The organism is Vibrio harveyi (assembly GCF_030060435.1).
Lineage (GTDB): Bacteria > Pseudomonadota > Gammaproteobacteria > Enterobacterales > Vibrionaceae > Vibrio > Vibrio harveyi.
The window spans coordinates 1,212,072-1,229,151 of sequence record NZ_CP125876.1 but is presented as its reverse complement, the minus strand read 5'-3'; the positions used below and the strand labels follow the sequence as shown (position 1 = coordinate 1,229,151).

At 44.1% G+C, this 17,080-nt stretch carries 17 protein-coding genes; 10 read left to right on the top strand and 7 right to left on the bottom strand.

What is annotated here, in order from left to right; genetic code table 11:
* Positions 1-89 precede the first annotated feature (89 nt).
* Positions 90-1,079: a zinc-binding dehydrogenase gene (locus QMY49_RS22050; RefSeq protein ID WP_283314345.1), complete on the top strand. Its 990-nt coding sequence runs from the start codon at positions 90-92 to the stop codon at positions 1,077-1,079.
* A gap of 70 nt (positions 1,080-1,149) precedes the next feature.
* On the opposite strand, the gene QMY49_RS22045 is transcribed toward QMY49_RS22050, so the two are convergent.
* Complete coding sequence (locus tag QMY49_RS22045) at positions 1,150-2,499, bottom strand: alpha-amylase family protein (protein WP_038899171.1); 1,350 nt, start codon at positions 2,497-2,499, stop codon at positions 1,150-1,152.
* Positions 2,500-3,090: 591 nt separating this feature from the next.
* Between QMY49_RS22045 and QMY49_RS22040 the strand changes: the two genes are divergently transcribed.
* Positions 3,091-4,137, top strand: coding sequence for a hypothetical protein (locus QMY49_RS22040; protein WP_283314343.1), 1,047 nt, complete (start codon positions 3,091-3,093; stop codon positions 4,135-4,137).
* Between the two features lie 82 nt (positions 4,138-4,219).
* Here the strand turns inward: QMY49_RS22040 and QMY49_RS22035 are convergent, their stop codons facing one another.
* Positions 4,220-5,134: a BRCT domain-containing protein gene (locus QMY49_RS22035; protein WP_017818602.1), complete on the bottom strand. Its 915-nt coding sequence runs from the start codon at positions 5,132-5,134 to the stop codon at positions 4,220-4,222.
* Positions 5,135-5,292: 158 nt separating this feature from the next.
* Positions 5,293-5,586, bottom strand: coding sequence for a peptidylprolyl isomerase PpiC (gene ppiC, locus QMY49_RS22030; protein ID WP_079722410.1), 294 nt, complete (start codon positions 5,584-5,586; stop codon positions 5,293-5,295).
* Positions 5,587-5,839: 253 nt separating this feature from the next.
* On the opposite strand from ppiC, the gene QMY49_RS22025 reads away from it, so the two are divergent.
* Positions 5,840-6,754: a chemotaxis protein gene (locus tag QMY49_RS22025; RefSeq protein WP_005452523.1), complete on the top strand. Its 915-nt coding sequence runs from the start codon at positions 5,840-5,842 to the stop codon at positions 6,752-6,754.
* An 18-nt stretch (positions 6,755-6,772) separates the two neighbouring features.
* Here the strand turns inward: QMY49_RS22025 and QMY49_RS22020 are convergent, their stop codons facing one another.
* The 4 genes from QMY49_RS22020 to hutW form a co-directional block, all read right to left on the bottom strand.
* Complete coding sequence (locus QMY49_RS22020; protein WP_283314337.1) at positions 6,773-7,309, bottom strand: ATP:cob(I)alamin adenosyltransferase; 537 nt, start codon at positions 7,307-7,309, stop codon at positions 6,773-6,775.
* Positions 7,310-7,412: 103 nt separating this feature from the next.
* On the bottom strand, positions 7,413-7,943 hold the full coding sequence (hutZ, locus tag QMY49_RS22015) for a heme utilization protein HutZ (RefSeq protein ID WP_283314335.1): 531 nt from the start codon (positions 7,941-7,943) through the stop codon (positions 7,413-7,415).
* 134 nt (positions 7,944-8,077) lie between these two features.
* Entirely contained in the window at positions 8,078-8,581 is a 504-nt protein-coding gene (hutX, locus tag QMY49_RS22010; protein ID WP_283314333.1) for a heme utilization cystosolic carrier protein HutX, read from the bottom strand.
* Between the two features lie 17 nt (positions 8,582-8,598).
* Positions 8,599-9,969, bottom strand: a complete 1,371-nt coding sequence (gene hutW, locus QMY49_RS22005; RefSeq protein WP_053053297.1) for a heme anaerobic degradation radical SAM methyltransferase ChuW/HutW — start codon at positions 9,967-9,969, stop codon at positions 8,599-8,601.
* Between the two features lie 166 nt (positions 9,970-10,135).
* Between hutW and QMY49_RS22000 the strand changes: the two genes are divergently transcribed.
* The 7 genes from QMY49_RS22000 (at position 10,136) to QMY49_RS21970 (ending at position 16,759) form a co-directional block, all read left to right on the top strand.
* A complete protein-coding gene (locus QMY49_RS22000) occupies positions 10,136-10,888 on the top strand; it encodes an energy transducer TonB (RefSeq protein ID WP_005452531.1) in 753 nt (250 codons plus the stop codon).
* Positions 10,888-11,586, top strand: a complete 699-nt coding sequence (locus tag QMY49_RS21995) for a MotA/TolQ/ExbB proton channel family protein (RefSeq protein ID WP_005452532.1) — start codon at positions 10,888-10,890, stop codon at positions 11,584-11,586. The genes QMY49_RS22000 and QMY49_RS21995 overlap by 1 nt, the downstream gene beginning before the upstream one ends.
* Entirely contained in the window at positions 11,583-11,996 is a 414-nt protein-coding gene (locus tag QMY49_RS21990; protein ID WP_017190797.1) for an ExbD/TolR family protein, read from the top strand. Before QMY49_RS21995 ends, QMY49_RS21990 begins: the two co-directional genes overlap by 4 nt.
* A 26-nt stretch (positions 11,997-12,022) precedes the next feature.
* The gene (locus QMY49_RS21985) at positions 12,023-12,892 is read left to right on the top strand and encodes a heme/hemin ABC transporter substrate-binding protein (RefSeq protein ID WP_017818598.1); all 870 of its coding nucleotides are present in this window, start codon (positions 12,023-12,025) and stop codon (positions 12,890-12,892) included.
* A gap of 9 nt (positions 12,893-12,901) precedes the next feature.
* On the top strand, positions 12,902-13,939 hold the full coding sequence (locus QMY49_RS21980) for a FecCD family ABC transporter permease (RefSeq protein WP_009696421.1): 1,038 nt from the start codon (positions 12,902-12,904) through the stop codon (positions 13,937-13,939).
* A complete protein-coding gene (locus tag QMY49_RS21975) occupies positions 13,939-14,721 on the top strand; it encodes a heme ABC transporter ATP-binding protein (protein ID WP_047513911.1) in 783 nt (260 codons plus the stop codon). The genes QMY49_RS21980 and QMY49_RS21975 overlap by 1 nt, the downstream gene beginning before the upstream one ends.
* Before the next feature lie 406 nt (positions 14,722-15,127).
* Positions 15,128-16,759 (top strand): methyl-accepting chemotaxis protein, encoded by a 1,632-nt coding sequence (locus tag QMY49_RS21970; RefSeq protein WP_005452538.1) that lies wholly within the window; start codon positions 15,128-15,130, stop codon positions 16,757-16,759.
* Positions 16,760-17,080 lie beyond the last annotated feature (321 nt).

Below are 17,080 nucleotides of genomic sequence, written 5' to 3'. Positions count from 1 at the left end.
GAATACGCATCGAACAGCATGGAAATTTCCAACTATCCTAACTTTGTTGGGCTGCATAAATCTGGGTTCCAAACCCTCTGGGGAAACGAATGAAAGCAATCACCTATCAAAAAGATCAAGATACCTTTACTTATACTGACATCGATACGCCAGATATAAACAGCAGCTTCGATGTACTAGTGAAAGTTCATGCCGTTGGGCTCAATCCTGTCGATGCAAAAGTAAACCTTTGGCACGAGATGGTCGACGGGATAGATGATACATTCGTTGGTGGTCTCGATGTTTCGGGGGAAATCGTTGCCATTGGCGACAAGGTATCAGGTTGGCAGGTGGGCGATCGCGTACTCTACCATGGCAACATGCGTCGAATGAGCGGTGGCTTTGCCGAATACGCAATTCAGGACTCGCGCACGCTGGTTACGCATCCTGATGTTGATCCAGAAATCGCAGCCGCTTCTCCATGTGCAGGTTGGACGGCTTATCGAGCCCTTGTCGACAAGCTGAACATTTCTACCCGTAAGAGTATCTTTATTGCGGGCGGCTCTGGTGGCGTTGGTAGTTTTGCTATTCAGTTAGCTCGCTTCTTCGGCGTAGAAACCATCATAACCACAAGCTCTGCTGCAAACCATGATTTCGTACGTTCGTTGGGTGCAACACACGTAATTGACTACAAACAAGAGAATGTACGTGAGCAAGTTATGTCAATTACTGAAGACTTAGGAGTGGAAGTTTCTTTGGATTGCGTTGGTGGCGACAACGACATCTTATGCGCCTCTGTGCTTGGCTTTGAAGGTGAAATGGTTGAACTAGTAAGAACAACTCGCGCAACAGAATACCCGGGCGCTTTCTTGCAAGGACTCACTTTTCATCAGTTGAGTCTAGGCTCAGGGCATGTTCATGGTGAACAAGGCTTTGCTTCTATGGTTAACGCTGGGGTGGAATTCTCGCATATGTTAGAACGCGGAGAGGTTATGGTGCCAAAATTGGAAGTGGTAGAACTAAAAAACGTCGCTCAAGCTCTAGTCTTTATTCGTCAGCAACGAACGGTCGGAAAAATCGTCGCGAAGCTCATCGACTAAGCACTCAATCCCAAGCGACAAAAAGGAAAAGAAAGCGCAAACTCTAAAGCAGTTTGCGCTTCAAGGGGTATTATTTCTCTACAAGCAGCATCGCCGATTTTGCTGCCACTTTAATCTCTTCAGTACAAGGCATCTCTTCGCCTGTCATCATGTCTACCAAGGCTTTATTCAAGGTAAGTTGTAGTGATTGCGCTCGTGAAGATTTATTCAGCACTAAGATGCCCTTTTCACCACGTTGCAACACCAACATATCGTCGTTACCTTCAAGCACCGTCATCGGTTCACCATGCACTAGGTTATGGAACGCTACCATCTTCGCCATACGCGCATCTTGCCACGCATTTTGCCATCTTGGTCGACCATCTGCGCCCTTTATGCCACTGGTATCCAAATCTGTGTAAACAAGTGGTACACCTCCATCGCGGCCTAGGATATAGGCATACGCTAGCCACTCATTCTCTTCATCCATGACTAAATCCAAGAACACATCGTTATTTGGAATATCGTGAGTGATGGCAAAAGTAATGGCTCGACGGTTCGACAACGCTTGACCAAAACAGTACGGGTCGATCAAAGACTTAAAGCTGCCTTTCTTTGAGAACGCCTTAAAGATGGTTGAGAACAACGGAAAGTCATATGCACCCAATCGTGTCTCTTTCAAATACGGTTCCAAGAACAGCTCATACTCTTCTTCTGTTGCGCCACCATCGGTGATGATCTCACCAAAGATATGCACATCTCGCGTGATCTCTTCTGTCCAAACCAGCTTTAGGTGCTCTAGGGTCATATGCTTCGCAGCATCGATACGGAAACCTTTCACACCCATTGACTTAAGCGCCTTTAAATACGCTTTTTGCTGCTCAACAACGTGCTTGCATACACGCAAAGTTGGTAAGCCAGGATCGGTAGGACCACCAGTGATTCGACCGTTTTGCACTTGCCATTTGTCTTTCCAATCTTTGATCCCAAAGGCTTCAACAAAGTCATTTTCGTCAAATAGCGGCTCAGATAAATCGCCAAATAGAATCAGGTCTTGATACTTGCTCGCATTTTGTTGGTAGTCGTCCATCACGCCTTGACGTGGATACTGTAGATCCGGACGAAGGTGCGCTTCGTTCGCCATATGATTAAAAACGACATCGGCATAAACCAGTACGCCTACATGATTGAGTGCTTCAATCATGTTTTTGAAATCTACTGTGTTACCGAGTGCATTGTCGATAACCCGATAATCTTGAGGTTGGTAACGCTGCCACCAGCGTTCGTCTTGTGCGCTTTTCATCGGTGGAGAAACCAACACCGAGCCATAACCTAGCTCGCTGATTTCCGATGCGCGTTGGGCAATGTCAGCATACTTCCAATCAAAAGCGTGCAAGATAACATTTGCACCTGTTGATAGTGTTTCCTGTAAGCCACTCATGTTTCTCTCCTCGTCGCGTTCGCTCACCTATTGTTACTCAAATTCGTCGTGAGCGAATCCAATAGCCGAAATTATAAGAACTATTGACGCGTCGCCCTCACCCCTTTTGTGTTTCTGCTAGGGGGAAAAACAAGGCGTAGCTCATCCCTTGTTAAGGGTTAAACGTGTGTTTAAAAGCACTTTAACACCATAGAGATAACTAGACATGAAAACATGAACCACTAAGTATCTGTTTTATAAATACTTTATTGAACTCATCATAACCCATGCTTAATCGAACTAATACGCCTTTTCTCAATAAGAATGAGAGAAAAGAGCGCAACAAGACCATATGTAACAAATATTTAAGAAAGTGAAACTGCTGCTTACGTCACAGTTGGTGCGAATAATAAAACGCTCAAAGTGAAACCTATCCCTTTAATCACCCTTTAGATGGAAAAAGAATCCATCAAGTTCAACACTTTAGAACTACAAAACAATACATAGAGCAATGAAACTATGAAGCGCGTCGTCACCTAGCTATAGGGTGGTCACCTTTTAAAATTACATATGCAACAATTTGTGCTTATTTTTGAGTGCATGAGGAAAAACATGTCTTTTTGGGGAGTTACATTCGCGATCTGCATTCAACTGGTTACTGCAGGCATTTTTGGAATGGTCGTAGCGGCTTGGATTGCTTTTAAAGCAGAAACTTATGATAAAAACGATTACCAACATATGTTTTTCCTCGTTAATTTTATCTGCTTTATCCTAGCGCTATTTGCCTCTGTCGGGTTATTAATCTACGGTCTTATTTTTAGTGACTCATCTCATTACTATCAATATCTAGGGCTGCCTTGGTTTTTTGCTCTGACTGGTTTTTCGTACCACATATACTGCCACTTAAGGTACAACAAAGCATACCGCATGAAGGAAATGCAAATGTGGCGTGAGCACTGGTATGAAACGTTAGAAATAGAAACCGATGAGGATTTATCCAAGTTCAAACTTGACGATGTCATTCGATTTGGCGCTTGGAAAGCAAGCTCAGAAAAGCAAGCCTCTTGTCTCGATATTTTACCTGCAGGAGAAGAGGTCTATCAGCGGGTTCAACAAGCAAAAGCACTGGCGGCAACCAAAGTACCAGCAGACGACCAGACGGTGCTCAATAAGCTAAAAGAGTTTGAAGCCTCTGTTTCAACAGTGTATCGCCTCTCATACAAAGCAAGTCATGCGTTTGGATTCAAGAATGACGAATCTCACTCCTTTCAACGTAATGTCCGTAGAGGGAACAAAGATACCTACCCAGACCTTGAAGACGAAGTTTCGAAAGTACTGGATGCTCTAAATGAAATTGCCATCGTCACGATATCCAACAACTCGGGCGAGACAATGATCGATGCGCACATCTTTTTGCAATATGCATTAGAAGGGTTATTTGGTGAGCAGGAAATACTGACGAACTATGTACTATGGACTTATGTAGAGCACTTTTATCACGTTAACCCATTCCAATTAGCACTAGAGTTATCGCAAATGGGCGTGAAGGTCCTCAAGAAAGACGGTGAAATCTTTGTCTTTGTCGAAGAGCCAGAACAATCATCGCTACGGTTAGAGGACTTCAATTCAGGAACTCAGTATGCAATGAGTACTAGCTAAAGCAAAAGCCAAGCGATGCTTGGCTTTTAGTAAAAGTAGACCATGTCAGATATAGCACTAGCGTTATGAATGCAGTAAAAGCTTAATTTGAACAGCCTACTAACGCATTCCATAGTTCCTCGTTAATAATTTCCACGCTTACTCCTTCGTCTCGCAATGAGAGAGCGGATTCGATCTTTCTTCCGTAACTAGTAAAGCGCCAATCCCTACTAGCAATAGATCCTAATACGAGAATATCTATACTTTTTGAAACGGTCCCTTTTATTTCAGCACCAAGAGCATTAGCTCGCTGTTCTTGAACTTTACGAGTACCACTCAAGAATTTACCTGTAAAACAGACTCGCTTACCGTTGATACACAAACGACCATCTTGCGTAGTGGAAAAATCGGCAGTCATTCCATAAGCTAAGCCAGTATCAAGCATTGATTGACCAGAGACTGCTTTTATTAGATCTAACAGTTCTTTCCTTTCGTCTTCATCAACCAAGTCATCAGCTAAAATAGCATCTAATCTCTTTTTAATCGCATTAGCGGGCCAGATACTTGATAGAGTTTTATCTTTTTCAAGTAAACTCGAAAGGCGTTCAATTTCCATATCACAAATGGTGTCATCCGCGCTAATTCCACTTAAAAAGCCAAGAAGATGATTAACGGTACTCTCGTAGCCTCCATCCTCTAAATCTCCATAGTCGAGAATATCTTGAAGCATTTGTTGTATGTCTTTCAACTCTGAAGCTGATATCACGCCATCTTCTAAAATGTCTTCAATTTGCTCATGAATATCAACGAAGTCCCCATCTCTGAAGTTGAAAATGTCATTGTCTTTCCACGCTCTCAAATAGATTTCTTCAATAGGGTTTAAGTGCTTATCAGCATGAATTCCATCTAGAATCCCTTTTAGAGTCAAAATAGCTTTTGCTTTATTTCTTTTATAATTAAAGGCAATGCTTTGCGGTTGTGCGTGGTCATCCAAGTGCTTCAAGTCTTTTACAGTCATGCTCTTCACCAAAATAAACAACTAGATGCATACTTAATACATCATTGACAGTTCAACATTCAATATGAATGACGGTTAATTGTTAGAGAGGTAACAAAACGAGTCGTTTTAGGCACAAAAAAAGCACCTAACAAGGTGCTTTTTAAATGCGATTCAAACTAAGTACGGTAAAGAACCTTTACAACGTGCCAGCCGAATTTAGTTTTTACTAGGTGCGGAGTTAGAACCTCACCTGAAAAGCAAACTTTGTCGAACTGTGGCACCATTTGACCACGGCGAAACTCACCTAGGTCGCCACCACGTTTACCAGATGGACAAGTTGAGTATTTCTTTGCCAACGTCTGGAATTTAGCACCTTTCTTAAGTTGCTTAATGATGTCTTCAGCTTGTTCTTTGTGCTTTACCAGAATGTGTAAAGCGGCTGCTGTATTTGCCATGTGTTTGTCTCTCACTGTTCGGGTGGCGCAAGTTTACCGAAACGCTTCAATATCGCAATGATTTCTCAAATTCAGGCTCTATCTTCATCCATTAATGATCGGAACTCGCGGACAAGTTGATGAAAAGTTACCCATTATTGAACGTTATTTCTCTCTTTATTTGTTCTATTTCCTAAAAAGCTCATTTTTCCACGCTCTACGGTTGAAGCTGTCGCCTTATAAGATTAGATTAGTTACATAAATCAGTGATATTGATAAGGTTATTTTCATGGCAAAAGTCGCAAGTAAAGCGAACCAATCTCAGGGCATGTTGGTGTTTAAACTCACCCTGCAACAGAACTTCGCAATTGGCACACTTAAAGTCCGTGAAATTGTTCCTTACATGCCAACGACCAAGATTCCATATTCTCATCACCACGTGATTGGGACCGTCACGATTCGAGACTTAACGGTACCAGTGATTGATATGGCAGCAGCGATTGGATTCCGTCCGATTCAAGAAGAGGAATACAAAAACTGCTATCTGATCGTGACAGATTGCTTGCGCACGGTGGTTGCGTTCATGGTACGAAGTATCGAGAAAATCATCGAATGTGACTGGAAAGCAATTGAAACGCCACCAGAAAGTGCAGGTCACAACATCTTTGTTACTGGCATTACTCGCTATGAAGAGAAAATCGTCCAAATGTTAGATGTTGAGCTTCTGCTTTCGAAGATCTACCCTCAATATGAAAACACTAAGATTCCTATGCTGACAGACATTGAGCGTGAACGCCTGAAAGCCTTGAGTATCCTTTTAGTTGACGACTCTTCGATTGCACGCAAACAGTTAAGTGACGCGTTGGATCGCATCAATATCCCTTATCAAATTTGCAAAAATGGCTCTGATGCACTCGATTTAATGAAGCGAGAAGCAGAAGAAAACCGCCCTATTGATCTTCTAGTAAGTGATATCGAAATGCCAGGATTGGACGGTTATGAACTTGCATTTGAAGTTCAAAACGATTCCGCACTGAACAACTCTTACCGTATTCTTCACACCTCTCTCTCTAGCGAGATTTGTGTTGACCGAGCTCACCAAGTTGGCGCTCATGAAGCACTAGAGAAGTTCAATGCAGGAGAATTGATTGAAGCTATGCTGCGCGGCGCAAAAGAGCTAGAAGCAAAAGCGATGGCATCATAACGACTTTAGTTTGTCTCGTTATTTACTTGGCATCGTGTAGCTGCGAGACACAAACTCCGTTTCTTCCACTTGATAAATGTGATTGATATAGGAAGCCAAGCTATAAAGCACGTTAGCTTGCAGGTTTGAATAGCGGAACAAAATTGGGGCGGGTTGCTTCTTACCTGAATGCTCTACCGCAACCAATGCGCGAACGACCTTCTTGGCTTGGCAGCGACACAAATGTAATTGGCTGGAAGTTGGGTGACCACCAGGAAGTACAAACCCCTTAAAACCACCGTCAATGCGCGCTTTGATTGCGTCGTAGTCAGCTTTTAACTCATCAACTTCCGCTTCTGTGATTGCGAGCTTGCCGCGGATAGAGCCGTTCACATGGTACACGTTTGGCTGCATGCGAGTTAGGACGTCGCGACAAAAATCATCTAACTCCATCGATAGCACAAGCCCAATTCGACTGCACAACTCGTCTGCCGTAATTTCAAAATCGCAGACCGGACTGTCTTCATAAATGAATGGGTAACAAATCTCGCCAAGTTCCTTACTTACTGGTCTCATGCTCTTTCTCTGTACTTTTGGTCTAATAAAAAGGGAGTCATTATAACCTAACTCCCTTTAGGCATTCACACCCGTTTAGACGATCATAAGTTAGAAAGCCAGCTTACGCTTTTTCGACTCTCTTGTGACCTTCTTGAAGGTGAACAAAATCAACCAAATCATCACCAGACACTTGGTAAGCCTGACCAAAACCTTTTACGAATAGACCTTGCTCTGCTTTTAGGTTAAATAGAACAAAGTCTTCTAGTTGGCTTAGACCGTCGATGATTTCACCAAAACGATCTTTCATTTGACCAACAACTTGCTGCCACATTTCAGAGTCACGTTCTACAACTGTCGCAACCGCATCAAACGTTAGACGCTTGCGAGCAAACAACTGCTTAGATGAATCCTCATCTTCAATCATCATCAAAGATACATTTTGATTCTCAAGCAGATTGCGCGCGTGACGAGCAATCTGAGAAATAAGAACGAAGTAACCTTCCTGGTTTTGTACGTATGGAGCGTAACTTACGTTTGGACGACCTTCCGCATCAACTGTTGCTAGTTGAATCGTACGGCGCTCCTGACGAAATTCCTTAATTTCTGGTCCTAGACGACCTTGTAAACGCTCTTGTTTAACTTGCTGATCCATTTTGATACCTAACTTTACTTGTTTTGTGTTTCCGAATTTAAACTCGGTTATTCTTTGATAAACGACGCCACCCCACCTGTTGGCGGATGGAGCAAGCGTCGTATGCATTTAACATTATTAATTCTATGTTGGAACTACTGATTGAACTCAGCTTGCATTGCGCGAAATGCCGTTACTTGCTCTTCAATCAGTTCGCGCTTTTCATTACGACCGAGGTAGATCTTAAAGATGTTGCTACCGCACTCAGAGAAGAAACCAAAGTAGTGGCTTTCACGCCCCATAAACGGCTTACTTACTAACGCGATGTTTTTCACGTTATCCAGTTTAAGGTGACCGTGAAGCTCCCCTTCTTTGCCCATTAAGTTGTAGTAACCACGTGCCACTTTGCCTTTCGGGAACGGTGCTTTCACTTCAAAGATTGAGCCGAAAGAATGAACAATCGTCGTTACAGGACCAAAGCCTACAAGACCTTCTAAAATGCTTTGAGCTTGCTCTCCCGGAGCCACCGCTACCATTTCTTGAGGTAGTGCTGCAACCACATCAAATTCCGATACGCTAAGGCGCTCTGCCATCGCCGCAGGTAGCAGTTGCGGTTCTTGTTCTAGTAGGCTTTCAACCTGTTGCTTAATTGATTCCATTGGTTTTTCCATTTCTTTTAGATGTTAGATACTTTTGGTACGTTTTCGTTCATTTCCGACGTTAGTACCTGAATACATGCCTGTGCGAGAGAAACAGCCCAGAAGCTCCCTGCAAGGGTTAGCACTAAGCTACGCTCTTGAAGCTCGACCAAGCCCTTGTCGTGCCATACTTTGAACAACGGCATTAGGAAGTTAAAGGTGTCTTCACCCATGAAGTTTGGCAGTTTGTTCCCTTGAACAATGCCACGGTCGAAACCTGACTTTAGCGCAGCAAAGAGTGGCTCTAGCGGGCTTTGTTTCATCATCATCGCGATGGTGCTTTGCCCTTCATTGACGGCTTTGACATAAGTGTCTAGCGTGCGATGTTGCATCATGCCGTAACCACCGATGTTACCGCCGGCACCACAACCAACCGGAAGCACTTCTGCATACGTCTTCGCTAAGCTGTTGTATAAGCTGCGTTCACGGTTATCGATCGCCCAATGGTTTACACTGAGCTGCTTCATATGGTGTTTCGACATGAATTTCGCACCGAGCTCGTACATACCAGCTTTTTCAGGCGTGGTTGCCGGTGGCGGCATCTTACCCTTCTCAACTAGGTTCAACATTGGGGCTGTCCCACCAACAACCAGTTGATATAGGTCCAAACCGTGCGCACCAGTAGACATAAAGTCGTGCAAATCTTGTTCGAGCACTTCCTTTGTCTGATAAGGCAAGCCATATAGCAGATCTATAATGACGGGAATTTTGTCTTCTTTAGCGAGCTCAGCAACGCGGTTCAAGACATCTTCACGATCATCTAAACGCTTAGCACTACGACGTACTTTGGTATTGAAGCTTTGCACACCAAATGAAAAACGGTTGAAACCTCCGTCTAGCGCTCCCTGATACAGCTCGTCCGAGAATCGGTTAATACGTCCCTCTAGGGTAATTTCACAATCGGCGGCTAAAGGGAAATAGTCATGAATTGCCTGACCAAGAATACGAACCTGATCTGCAGATAAATCTGTAGGCGTGCCCCCACCGATATAAACCGCATGAAAAATGCCACTTTGTGTCCATGGCAGTGCTGCTTTTTCTTTCAGCTCTTTCATCAGCGCATCAAAGTACTCATCAACAAGCTTACGGCTCGCGGCGTTTTGGAAGAAGTTACAAAAAGTGCAGCGCACACGACAAAATGGCACATGAATGTATAGGCAACGCTTATTGTTCTTTTGCGTTGTTTCAGAAGTGATCCGTGACAGGATTTCACCTTGTTGTGGCGGTGGCACAGGCATACTGCTACCACCCGCGTGCGCAGAGTGTTTTTTCACAAACGCAAAACGCAGCGGATCGGGGCTGTCACTCCCGAGAATTGATTCGTCAAATTTATAAATGTCGACGCTCATATTTACTCACTTAAAGCCCACCACACAAAGGATTGAGGCTCATTTCAAAAAAACTGTAAAGATCATAATTTGCACGTAATGATAATGCAATTGATAATTGATCTTATTTCCTTTTCGAGCAATAATCTTCCCACTTGATAATGATTCCTACTACCGAGATTTACCCGTGAACGTAAAAAGATATGCCATTGCCGGTGGCGCCTCTTTAGTGGTGCACGCAGCGCTTCTTTTTGTCTCCCAAGAGACAAAAGTGTTTGCAATGCCAGCAGGCAATCCCACCAGCTCGGTAAGCTTGAATTTAGTCTCAGCGCCAAAACCGGTACAAGCGGCTCCTACGCCACAAGAAGTGGTGGAAGAGAAGCACCCGGAGCCAAAGAAACAACCTGAGCCTCCGAAGCCAAAACCAAAGCCTGAGCCGATTAAAAAGACGGTAGAAAAGCCGATCGTAAAAAAAGAAGCGGTGAAGAAAAAACCAGTCCAAAAGAAACCTGAACCGGTTAAAAAACCTCAACCACCAAAACCCGTTGCAAAGAAAGATCCGCAACCAAAAGAAAAAGTGGAAGAGAAAGTCGCAAAAGAACCTCAACCACAACAAGCGGCTCCTACTGATCAATCGAAAGGGGCGACATCACAGCCAGTGATGATTGACCAACCGACGTTTGTTTCTCAACCAGTACAACCTCGTTACCCACGTTCAGCGCAAAAGCGTGGTATTGAAGGGGTTGCGCTGTATGAAATTTGGCTTGACGAAAACGGCAACCAAATTAAACAAGTACTTATCGAATCATCTGGTGCAGAAATGCTCGATCTTTCTGCTCTACGTGCCATTAAACAATGGCAGTTTTCACCTCATATTTCTGGCGGGCACAAAGTCGCTCACCGAGTTCAAATCCCAGTTCGTTTTAAGTTGGATGGATAATGGAACAGCTACAACATTTACAAACCCAATTTGGTCTTATGACTTGGCCTTTAGTTATTTGCTCTGCACTTACAGTCATGATCATTGCGGAAAGACTCTTTCAAGTATTCATTAGCCTAGGAGTTGGTAAACGCGCGATTCGCCAAAAGCTGACCAAGCTTGACCCAACCAACAACAAAGACATCGAAGCACTGGCGGATGAGTTTTCGGGTAAACGACCTCTTTTATATCGTGGTGTTGCAATGCTGCTTGCGCATCACTCTTTTTCTAAATCACTGCGTGAAGATGCGGCGGGTATTTGGCTTCAAGAAAAACGTCATCAGTTGCACTCAGGTCTGCGTCTGTTGACCTTGATTGGCGTGATCAGCCCCCTGATTGGTCTATTAGGTACAGTTCTTGGTCTTATCGACATGTTTAAAGGTATTGCTTCTTCTACCGGTAACATTACGCCAAACGACTTGGCAGATGGCTTGGGTCTTGCGATGCGTACGACTGCAGCTGGTTTGATCATTGCGTTACCTGCTATTTCTGGCGCGCAACTGATTGGTCTTTGGGCAGATCGTGTTATCGCTAAGCTTGAACACACTCTGAACTATGTAAATCTGTGGCTCGAAGGCATTTCTCTACAGCATGTATCTCCGGAAAACAGCAAAGAAGTCGCGACTGTTGCAAATCATGTTGAAGCGAGAAGTTCATGATTAAGGCACCACAAGACAGCAACAGTCATGGCTTAACACCAGACTTAACGCCACTGCTCGACATCATTTTCATCGTAATGGTGTTTTTGATGCTCACTGCAGCAGTGAAGTTAGATTCCCTAGATGTGAACCTACCAAGCACCGATTCCCAAGCTGTGGCTGAGGTGGACAAACAATCAATCACGGTGAACATCCTTAAAGAAGAGCCACACTGGGCGATCAACGGTAAGGCGTACATCGATTGGGAAAACTTTACGATGGCTCTGTTAGAAGAGAGCAAATCAACCGACAAACCTATTGTGATTGGTGCGGAAAAAACCGCAGACATTCAGTCACTGGTTAAGCTTCTTGGCTTTTTACAAGAAAACGGAATTCAAGCGACTCAACTGCTCACTGAAGAGTCGCAATAGAAGAACATAAGATTGAGAACACACTAATGAATAAAACACTTTCGCCCGTTCGTACCGCATTGACTGCAGCCATTACTATGCTTGCTAGTGCGAGCCTATTTGCCAACGAAGCTCCATCAAATGAACGCGTGGTCAGTGCCGGCAGCGCTGTCACTGAACTGTTACTTGCTCTTGATGCAAAAGATAGCCTTGTTGCTGTCGACGTAACAAGCCAACTACCGGAAGGGATGGAGTTGCCAAAAGTTGGTTACCACCGTCGTCTTTCTGCTGAAGGTCTACTGGGATTAAGCCCGACTAAATTGATTGGATCAGATGAAATGGGACCAAACACCACGCTAGACCAATTGAAATCAGCAGGTGTTGATGTTGAAGTCGTCAACACAGAAGCAAACGTGGAAGGTTTGGTTAATCGTATCGACCAAATTGCGGCCATCATGCATCGCGAAGCTCAAGCCACAGCGCTAAAAACTGAAGTTGAAGCACAAGTGAAAGCACTGGAAGGCAACCAACCAGCAAAAGCTGACAAAAAGAAAGTGCTTTTCCTACTGATTCACGAAGGTCGCCCAGCAAACGTAGCGGGGTCAGAAACAACACCAGATGCAATCATTCAACTTGCAGGTGGAGAAAACCCAGCAGCAAGCAAACTCTCTTCATACAAGCCACTATCAACAGAAGCTATGGTCGAGATGCAACCAGACGTGATTCTTGTGAGTGGGCGTAGCTATCAAACAATGGGCGGTGCAGATGCCATTCTGAAAGCAATGCCTCTCCTTGCCGCGACTCCAGCAGGTATGAATAAAAACATCGTGACAATTGACGGTCATGCGCTTGTTGGTGGTTTAGGACTTAAGAGCCTTTCAGAGGCGAAGCGCCTAAACGAGCTGCTTTACCCGTAGAGAGATTCAATGCTGTTAAGACGAATTCCTTTATCTACTACCCTACTCGCGTTATCTGGCATTTTAGCTTTTATCGCAGTAGCGTCCATTACAGTAGGTCCAATGAATATTAGCTTCTCAGACAGTCTGAGAAGCTTAACAGGAGCAGGTTCAGACCTTGCTCCTCATATTCAGTTAGTCATCAACGAAATCCGCCTTCCACGCACCATTCTTTGTATGTTTATTGGTGCGATCCTCGCTATCTGTGGTGTTGTGATGCAGGGGTTATTCCGAAATCCTCTAGCCGAGCCAGGCATCATCGGTGTTTCCGCTGGCGCGGCGCTTGGTGGCGCATTTGCTATCGTCGTATTTGCCGATTTCAGTCAAAACTACCCGACACTAATGAACTTAGCTGCCTTGCCATTTTTCGCCTTCCTCGGCGGTGCAATTACCACGGTATTAGTTTACTGGTTAGGTACGAATAAGTTTGGTACGTCAGTCACCATCATGTTGCTTGCGGGGGTTGCAATCAGCGCACTCTCGGGCGCTGCGATTGGTTTTATGAACTTCATCGCCGATGATCAAATGCTGCGAGACTTAACTCTTTGGTCGATGGGATCGCTGGCTGGGGCAAACTGGTCAGGGATTGGTTTAGCTGCGGTGACTCTCATCATCTTGATGTTCTGGTTCCAGAGAAAAGCCATGTCATTAAATGCGTTGCTTTTGGGAGAATCAGAAGCCAAACACCTAGGTGTGCCAGTACAGAAGCTCAAACGCCAACTTATCCTGTTGTCTGCAGTTGGTGTGGGTATTACGGTGAGTATCTGTGGTGCAATTGGATTTATCGGTCTGGTGATTCCGCATTTAGGTCGTATGCTTGCCGGTCCAGACCATCGCACGCTGCTGCCTATTTCAGCGCTTATGGGCGCACTACTTCTTACCGCTGCTGATATGTTTGCACGAGTTGTTGTTGCACCCGCAGAGTTACCTGTAGGCATTGTAACCGCATTGATTGGTGCGCCATTCTTTATCTACTTACTGTTCCAACAAAAAGGGAAGATTCTGTAATGAATGACATCGTTCTGTCTGGCAGAAACATCTCCATGAGATATGGGAGCCGAGTGGTACTAGACGACATCAGTATTGATATTCGTGCAGGCGAGGTCACCGCATTATTAGGTCCTAATGGCGCGGGTAAGAGTACACTGCTGAAGTTATTGTGTGGCGAGATTCCGTCTCAGAATGATATCCAGTTCTTTGGTAAACAAAAAAACGACTGGGAGCCTTCAGAGAGCGCCAAACACGTGGCGATGTTGCCGCAGCACAGCACGCTGACCTTCCCGTTCTTAGCGAGAGAAGTGGTCGAACTAGGTGCGATTCCTCTGTCCATTTCTAATAAAGAGACCACGGAGCTTGCTCTGCAATACATGAAGCAAACCGATGTTTTGCATTTGGCTGATAACCTCTACCCTGCTCTCTCTGGTGGTGAGAAACAACGTTTGCATTTGGCTCGCGTGTTAACACAGCTTCATCTATCCGGTGATAAGAAGCTCTTAATGCTGGATGAGCCTACCTCTGCATTGGATTTAGCTCACCAGCACAATACATTAAAAATCGCTCGTCAAGCGGCAAAAGAGCACAACGCAGCGGTCGTAGTCGTATTACACGATCTTAATTTGGCATCCCAGTATGCAGATCGCCTTGTACTACTGCACGACGGTAAACTTGTCTGTGACGATACGCCATGGAACGCATTAACACCGGAACGCATAGAACAGGTTTACGGCTATCACTCCATTGTGACCAAACACCCTACGTTGGATTTCCCACAAGTTCACGCTGCGGCATAACCTCTATCGATTAACCAAACGATTCATGCCTAACAAAGCCCAATGTTCAATATTGGGCTTTTATTTTGCCTAAATAACACTCAAATTTTCGAGTCTAATCTGTTTTAATCATTCAATAATGTTTTGGATACACAAATAACTAAATTGAACAATAGGTAAATTCTGAATTGCCATTTAGTTATCAACAATAATACATATTGGGAATTAGAATAATTTATCATTTAATTAATAATCACCCTCATCAATATCGATTAATTATTAACTTATTTTCAAACGAAAGATGAACATTAAGTTTCCAACTTAATTCAGGTTGCGATAAAGTTTTTTGCGACATTCATCACACAATATATCTATTCTCCCCCTTAGACTCCGGACTTTTCAAGCCCCCCAAATTTGCAGTGAGTCTATGAAGCTTTCTAACTTAAGTATTAAAAGTAAAATTAGTGCGTTGATATTAATTATCTCCGCCGCCGTAATTGCACTCTCTTTCTTCTTTAACTCTCAAATTAAATTAATCGACGGAAAGATGTCGGAATTTTCTGACACCACAGTTCCGAGTATTTTGTTAGTTAAAAACATTGAAATCGAAGTCGGCATTTTAAGAAAAGATGAATTTTCTTTATTGACGAATGTAAACCATGCTGAGTTTAAAACATGGTTGAAAGGTCTAGATGAATCAGAAAGTAAAGTTGACAACTATATTAAAAAGTATGGTCAGTCGTTATGGGATCAACGTGACCGTGATGCCTTCAACCGTGTCAACGATGCATGGGAAAAATACCGTAGCTTCAATGAAAAATACTCCGCACTGCTTCTAACCAAGCAAGTTGATGAAGCCAACGCAATGCTGCTTGATGGCTTCCCTGCTTTCCAAGAGCTACAAAACGCTATCATCGCTCTTGTTGAGCTAAACCAAACCTTCATTAAAGAAGACATCGACAGCACGCATATCGTGGTAACCGATGCGATTACTTATGGCATCATTGCTATTGTAGCCTTGTTAGCTTTGGGTTTTTCTCTAGGGCTATTCCTTACCAAGCAAATTTGCTCGCCACTTAACTATGTTGTTGAAATGGCGTCTAAGATTGCCTCTGGTGATCTTACTTACCAACTGCCACGCAATAAGATTGGTAATGATGAACTTGGTATCCTTGCCGATGCATGTATCGATATGCAGGCGAAGCTTTTAAGTCTGGTTGACAGCATTTCTTCAACTACCGCACAAGTAAGTACAGCAACAGAAGAAGTGAGCGCGATTTCGGAACAAACTTCATCTGGTATGGACGAGCAGCAACAACAGCTTAATCTGATTGCAACCGCAATGAACGAGATGCAAGCAACAGTTAACGATGTCGCCAACAATACCGAAGCCGCATCTGAAACCGCGAATGGTGCGTCGAACGATGCGAAACAAGGTTTAGAAGTCGTTCAAGAGTGTATCTCGCAAATCAATGAAGCATCTGTTGCGATCCAATCTGTTGGCACCATGGTCAGCGAGCTTGAGCAAGACGCATCAAACATCAGCGTTGTCGTCGACGTGATTCAAGATATTGCTGAGCAGACCAACCTTCTGGCTCTCAATGCAGCGATCGAGGCAGCACGCGCTGGCGAACAAGGTCGAGGCTTCGCGGTTGTTGCAGACGAGGTACGTACACTAGCAAGTCGCACGCAATCATCCACAGAAGAGATCGTCTCCATCATTAGCAAGCTACAAAACTGCTCTAAAACCGCAGTGTCTGCGACAAACAACAGCAATGATTTGATTCAAGTGTGTGTTGAACAAGCACAAAACGCAGGTGCAACCATTGGTCAAATCGAGCAAAGCGTGGACAACATTGCAGAGAAAAGCATTCAAATTGCAAGCGCATGTAGCGAGCAGAGCTCAGTCACTGAAGAATTGCATCGTAACGTAGAACACATCAATCAGTTCTCTAGTGAAGTGGCCACGGGCTCTCGCCAAACCGCGGTTGCTTGTCGTGACTTAAGTGAGCTGGCTGTTGGTCTACAAGAAATCGTAAGTCAATTTAAAACGGCTTAGCCAATCATTAAAGGCTTCTAGCCTTTTACTCACATATCCAAAGCCCAATGTTCATTCATTGGGCTCTGTTTCTTTTATCGCTTCAGAGAAAACCCGATCGCCGTCTCGATTCTCCAATTTATCCCACCGAAACCCACTAGCATCAGGGTAACCCACTATGATTATTCTTTGTGGCGTATAAAGTGTAAAAACTATTTCTATACCCAAGTAACCTCGAGATGCTAGGTTCGGCGAGAATGACTTGGTTTGTAGACGCGGCGGCGATTTAAAGATCTAGTCATTCTAAATCAAGAATCGGCAACAAAGTATACAAGCCAAGGC

Coding starts and splice junctions, on each gene's coding strand:
- QMY49_RS22050 (WP_283314345.1), top strand. CDS start 90: ATGAAAGCAATCACCTATCAAAAAGATCAAGATACCTTTACTTATACT.
- QMY49_RS22045 (WP_038899171.1), bottom strand. CDS start 2,499: ATGAGTGGCTTACAGGAAACACTATCAACAGGTGCAAATGTTATCTTG.
- QMY49_RS22040 (WP_283314343.1), top strand. CDS start 3,091: ATGTCTTTTTGGGGAGTTACATTCGCGATCTGCATTCAACTGGTTACT.
- QMY49_RS22035 (WP_017818602.1), bottom strand. CDS start 5,134: ATGACTGTAAAAGACTTGAAGCACTTGGATGACCACGCACAACCGCAA.
- QMY49_RS22025 (WP_005452523.1), top strand. CDS start 5,840: ATGGCAAAAGTCGCAAGTAAAGCGAACCAATCTCAGGGCATGTTGGTG.
- QMY49_RS22020 (WP_283314337.1), bottom strand. CDS start 7,309: ATGAGACCAGTAAGTAAGGAACTTGGCGAGATTTGTTACCCATTCATT.
- hutZ (WP_283314335.1), bottom strand. CDS start 7,943: ATGGATCAGCAAGTTAAACAAGAGCGTTTACAAGGTCGTCTAGGACCA.
- hutX (WP_283314333.1), bottom strand. CDS start 8,581: ATGGAATCAATTAAGCAACAGGTTGAAAGCCTACTAGAACAAGAACCG.
- hutW (WP_053053297.1), bottom strand. CDS start 9,969: ATGAGCGTCGACATTTATAAATTTGACGAATCAATTCTCGGGAGTGAC.
- QMY49_RS21995 (WP_005452532.1), top strand. CDS start 10,888: ATGGAACAGCTACAACATTTACAAACCCAATTTGGTCTTATGACTTGG.
- QMY49_RS21990 (WP_017190797.1), top strand. CDS start 11,583: ATGATTAAGGCACCACAAGACAGCAACAGTCATGGCTTAACACCAGAC.
- QMY49_RS21985 (WP_017818598.1), top strand. CDS start 12,023: ATGAATAAAACACTTTCGCCCGTTCGTACCGCATTGACTGCAGCCATT.
- QMY49_RS21980 (WP_009696421.1), top strand. CDS start 12,902: ATGCTGTTAAGACGAATTCCTTTATCTACTACCCTACTCGCGTTATCT.
- QMY49_RS21975 (WP_047513911.1), top strand. CDS start 13,939: ATGAATGACATCGTTCTGTCTGGCAGAAACATCTCCATGAGATATGGG.
- QMY49_RS21970 (WP_005452538.1), top strand. CDS start 15,128: ATGAAGCTTTCTAACTTAAGTATTAAAAGTAAAATTAGTGCGTTGATA.